Origin of the sequence: uncultured Corynebacterium sp. (genome assembly GCF_902782855.1) — a bacterium.
Taxonomy (GTDB): Bacteria; Actinomycetota; Actinomycetes; order Mycobacteriales; family Mycobacteriaceae; genus Corynebacterium.
In genome coordinates this window covers 1-4909 of record NZ_CACZOO010000177.1, presented here as the reverse complement: position 1 = coordinate 4909, position 4909 = coordinate 1, and the positions used below count along the sequence as shown (strand labels likewise).

At 66.9% G+C, this 4909-nt stretch carries 3 protein-coding genes; 1 reads left to right on the top strand and 2 read right to left on the bottom strand.

Annotation, left to right across the window (positions count from 1 at the left end; genetic code table 11):
- Positions 1 to 287 precede the first annotated feature (287 nt).
- On the top strand, positions 288 to 1577 hold the full coding sequence (gene aceA, locus QZV72_RS07900) for an isocitrate lyase (RefSeq protein WP_297007020.1): 1290 nt from the start codon (positions 288 to 290) through the stop codon (positions 1575 to 1577).
- A 145-nt stretch (positions 1578 to 1722) separates the two neighbouring features.
- Here the strand turns inward: aceA and QZV72_RS07895 are convergent, their stop codons facing one another.
- Entirely contained in the window at positions 1723 to 2874 is a 1152-nt protein-coding gene (locus QZV72_RS07895; protein WP_297007018.1) for a hypothetical protein, read from the bottom strand.
- A 106-nt stretch (positions 2875 to 2980) separates the two neighbouring features.
- Positions 2981 to 4405, bottom strand: coding sequence for a dihydrolipoyl dehydrogenase (gene lpdA / locus QZV72_RS07890; RefSeq protein ID WP_297007015.1), 1425 nt, complete (start codon positions 4403 to 4405; stop codon positions 2981 to 2983).
- Positions 4406 to 4909 lie beyond the last annotated feature (504 nt).

Here is a 4909-nt window from a genome sequence, read left to right as displayed (position 1 = left end):
TTTCGCGTGGCAGTGTCGCCTTACGTGACGCACCTCGCACATCACCCCTGCACTCGCCGGTTTTTGACCAACAGGTGGGACGATTCTTCCCACTCTCAGAGACAAAATAAAACAGGACGATCGTACTACCCCCGCCGTGGGCTGGATCACGTCTTTCCTTTGACTAGGTCTTTTCCCCCTGTATTCTCGACCCCAGCAGATCCGGCCGGGGAGCAGCCGCCCCCGGGGTAGCCGGAATCAGCGTTGTAACCGCCATCTCCACCACTTATAGGGAGTGTGTCAAGCACATGTCGAACGTCGGACAGCCGCGTACCGCCGCCGAAATCCAGAAGGACTGGGACGAGAACCCCCGTTGGGCCAACGTCACCCGCGACTACACCGCCGAGCAGGTCGCCGAGCTCCAGGGCACCGTTGTCGAGGAGCACACCCTCGCCCGCCGTGGCGCCGAGATCCTCTGGGACGCCGTGAACGAGCCGGGCGACGGCTACATCAACGCCCTGGGCGCCCTCACCGGTAACCAGGCCGTCCAGCAGGTCCGTGCCGGCCTGAAGGCTGTCTACCTCTCCGGCTGGCAGGTCGCCGGTGACGCCAACCTCTCCGGCCACACCTACCCGGACCAGTCCCTGTACCCGGCGAACTCCGTTCCGTCCGTGGTCCAGCGCATCAACAACGCTCTCTCCCGCGCCGACGAGATCGCCCGCGTCGAGGGTGACGACTCCGTCGACAACTGGCTCGTCCCGATCGTCGCCGACGGCGAGGCCGGCTTCGGTGGCGCCCTCAACGTCTACGAGCTGCAGAAGGCCATGATCCAGGCCGGCGCCGCCGGTACCCACTGGGAGGACCAGCTGGCCTCCGAGAAGAAGTGCGGCCACCTGGGCGGCAAGGTCCTCATCCCGACCAAGCAGCACGTCCGTACCCTGAACTCCGCCCGTCTGGCCGCCGACGTCGCCAACACCCCGACCGTCGTCATCGCCCGCACCGACGCCGAGGCCGCCACCCTGCTGACCTCCGACGTCGACGAGCGCGACCACGAGTTCCTCACCGGTGAGCGTTCCGCCGAGGGCTACTACTACGTCAAGAACGGCATCGAGCCCTGCATCTCCCGTGCGAAGTCCTTCGCTCCGTACGCCGACATGATCTGGATGGAGACCGGTACCCCGGACCTGGATCTCGCCAAGCGCTTCGCCGAGGGCGTCCGCTCCGAGTTCCCGGACCAGCTCCTGTCCTACAACTGCTCCCCGTCCTTCAAGTGGTCCGCCCACCTGGACGACGACGAGATCGCCAAGTTCCAGAACGAGCTCGGTGCCATGGGCTTCAAGTTCCAGTTCATCACCCTGGCCGGCTTCCACGCCCTGAACTACTCCATGTTCGATCTGGCCGAGGGCTACGCCCGCAACCAGATGTCCGCCTTCGTCGACCTGCAGAACCGCGAGTTCGAGGCCGAGAAGCGTGGCTTCACCGCTGTCAAGCACCAGCGTGAGGTCGGCGCCGGTTACTTCGACCGCATCGCCACCACCGTGGACCCGAACTCCTCCACCACCGCCCTGAAGGGTTCCACCGAGGAGTCCCAGTTCTAGTTCCCCGCCGCCGGGCACACGCCCGTCGCTGAGAAGCTGATCTGACAGACCACCGCCCGTCCTGCCCCGTGCAGGGCGGGCGGTGGTTTCTGCGTGGGATGCGGCGGCGCCTGTCGCGCGCCCCGCTCCCCGGGGGAGGGGGCAGCTACCGCCGCCGCTGCCGGGGGCGCAGCCGTGACGGTGGCCGGTCCTCGTAGAGACCCGTGATCTGACGCCGCAGGTGCTCACGACGGTTGTACGTCGCCTCACGGATCGCGTCGTCACTGTCGAAACCGGAGCCGATGGCACCGGCCATCGTGCCCAGCGACGCTGTCAGCCACGCCAGTTTGGCGTACCCCCAGGGGAAGGGGTCGTCGTGGACCTGCGAGCGGAAGTAGTTCGTGTCCACGATCACGACGGACGCCACGAGAAGGACCACGAAGACCGTCGTGTAGATCATCACCCCGGCGAGGAGCACCGTACCCAGTGTCGCCCGGTTGTCCATCCTCGCCCGCCACCGCGCCACCGAGTCGCTCTCCCGGTCGGGCCACCGGTTCCAGAGCCCGTTGTGGTAGATCAGCCAGAACGTCAACGCCCCCACGGCGAAGATGCTGATCACCGCCATGCGCGCGGCGGACACCGTGTGGGACATCTGCCACATCGACCCGTAGAAGATGCCGTAGGCCCCGGTCGCCACGGCGATGGCGAGGCAGCCGGTGAGCACCTTGTACAACTGTTCCGGCTGGTTGCCCGCGATCATCCCGAGCAGCAGACGCGCGCCCCTCCCCCGTCCCTCGAGGACCCGGGTGACGTCGGCGTCGGCGTCGCCGCCCTCGATGTCCCCGCCCCCGGTGACCTTCTCCCGGACACCGGCGCCGGCCGGCTTGCCGCGCAGCAGGCGGCTCAGTTCCTGACGCAGTGCCTCCCGGGCGCGCAGCAGTCCGAAGGCCGGCAGGCAGAGCATCGTCACCGTGCCGTGGTGGACGGTCTGGCTGATGACGGGGCGTCGCGTCGTCAGCGGCAGATCGGTGACGTATATCAACCGGTCCCAACCGTAGCCCGCCATGATGTCCGGGGTGGTGTCGGCGAGGCGGACGCTGCCGTCGAGACGCATCGGCAGCGAAGCGGTACGTACCTGCACCCGGGGGTGTCCGCTGGAGCGAAGGCTCTCGTCGGTGATGCCGGAGTCGTCCGGCCGGATACCGAGCGTCGCCAGGGCATCGATGACGCGCTTCTCGGGCAGTCCGCGGTCGACCATCACACCGATGACGGTCACGTGTCCCTCGGCGGGGCTGCCGCCCTCCGGTACCTCTGACATGGCCCGCATCGTACCCGCGTCCGGGCGGCGACGCCGGAGACGTCCCGGGCGGGACCCGGTGGGGAGACCGGTCAAAAGGACCGGGTGAAAGGACAGGGTGGGACTTCTAGAGGTTGATCATGTGCCCCATGACACCCTCGGCAGCCTCCTTGACCGCCTCCGACAGGGTCGGGTGGGTATGGACGTTGCGTCCGATCTCCTCGGCGGTGAGATCGAAGCGCTGCGCCAGGGTGAGCTCCGGGAGCAGTTCGGAGACGTCCGGGCCGACCATGTGGGCACCGATGAGCTCGCCGAACTCGGCGTCCGCGATGATCTTGACGAAACCGGTGGCCTCGTTGAGTCCCTGGGCCTTGCCGTTGGCGGAGTAGGGGAACGTCGCGACCCTGATCTCGCGGCCGGACTCCTCGGCGCGCCTGCGGGCGGCGTCCTCGGTGTAACCGAAGGACGCTACCTGCGGAGTGCAGAAAGTGGCGCGCGGCATGTTCATGTAGTCGCCGAGCTCCTGGGTCTCCACGCCGGCGATGGTCTCGGCGGCGACGACACCCTGCGCCTCGGCGACGTGGGCGAGCTGGAGCTTCGCGGTGACGTCACCGATGGAGTAGATGTGCGGGACGTTGGTGCGCATGCGGTCGTCGATCGCGATGGCGCCACGCTCCGTGAGCTTCACACCGGTCTTCTCCAGGCCGAAGCCCTCGACCCGCGGCGCGAAACCGATGGAGACCATGACACGGTCCGCCTTGACGGTCTCAGACCTGGAGCCGTCGGCGGACTCGATGTCCACCTCGACACCCTTGTCGCCACCGAGGTCACGGACGGCGGTGGTCTTGTGACCGGTCTTCAGGGTGACGCCGAGCTTCTTGTACTGCTTGGCGATCTCCTTGGAGACGTCCTTGTCCTCGTTCGGCAGGACGCGGTCCATGAACTCCACGATGGTGATGTCCACACCGAAGTTGGACAGCACGTAGGCGAACTCCATGCCGATGGCGCCGGCACCGATGATGACCATGGACTTCGGGGCGTTCTCGTCGAGGATCTGCTCCTCGTAGGAGACGATGTTGCCGCCGATCGTCACGCCCGGGAGGGAACGGACGACCGAACCGGTCGCGATGATCGCGTTGTCGAAGGTGAGGGTCTTGCCGGCGTCCCTGCCCCCGGAGATCTCGACGGTGTTGGCGTCAGTGAAGGTGCCGAGGCCGTCGATCTCGGTGATGCCGTTCTTCTTCATCAGGAAATGGACACCCTTGACGATGCCCGCGGACACCTTGCGCGACCGCTGGTGCGCGACCGTGTAGTCCATGCTGATGTTCTCACCGCTGATGCCGAAGGTCCCGGCATCGTGGGTGAGGATGTGCGCGATGTCCGCGTTACGGATCAGCGCCTTGGACGGGATGCAGCCCACGTTGAGGCAGACACCGCCCCAGTACTGCTTCTCGACAACGGCGGTCTTCAGACCCAGCTGGGCCGCCCGGATGGCGGCGACGTACCCGCCGGGGCCCGCGCCGATAACTACTACGTCATAATGTTCAGCCACGGAACCAATGGTACGCGCTCATGCCGGATCCGTCGCCCCGGGGACCCGGGCCGGCACCGCGGGCCCGGCGGCCTACCCGGGGCAGCCTCAGAAGAAGGTGCCGAAGACGAAGCTCAGTGCGTTGTTGATCGCTGCACCGAGGAACTCGTTGGCGTTGACGATGAGCTGGTCGAGGAAGCTGAGGTGCACGGGATACTCCTGGGTTCGGGGGTGGAATTCACGACAATCGTCCTCATCGTACAGCGTGCCGGCATGTTACTGTGTACACCGTTGTGTCTCGCCGCGTGCCGGTGGCAACACCCGCGCCGCTCCGGCTGATCACCCCGTCGAGAACCCCTCCACACCTGCGAAGTAGAAGAATCACGAGGCCCGAATGTCCACGCACGCCGCCCAGCACGCCGCACGCCGCGTCACCCCCCGTTCCGTCCGCATCGCCGCCGCCGTGCTGGCCGCGGCCCTGCCGGTCTCAGCTGTGGCGGTGAACCTCGGTGACACGACGCCCGC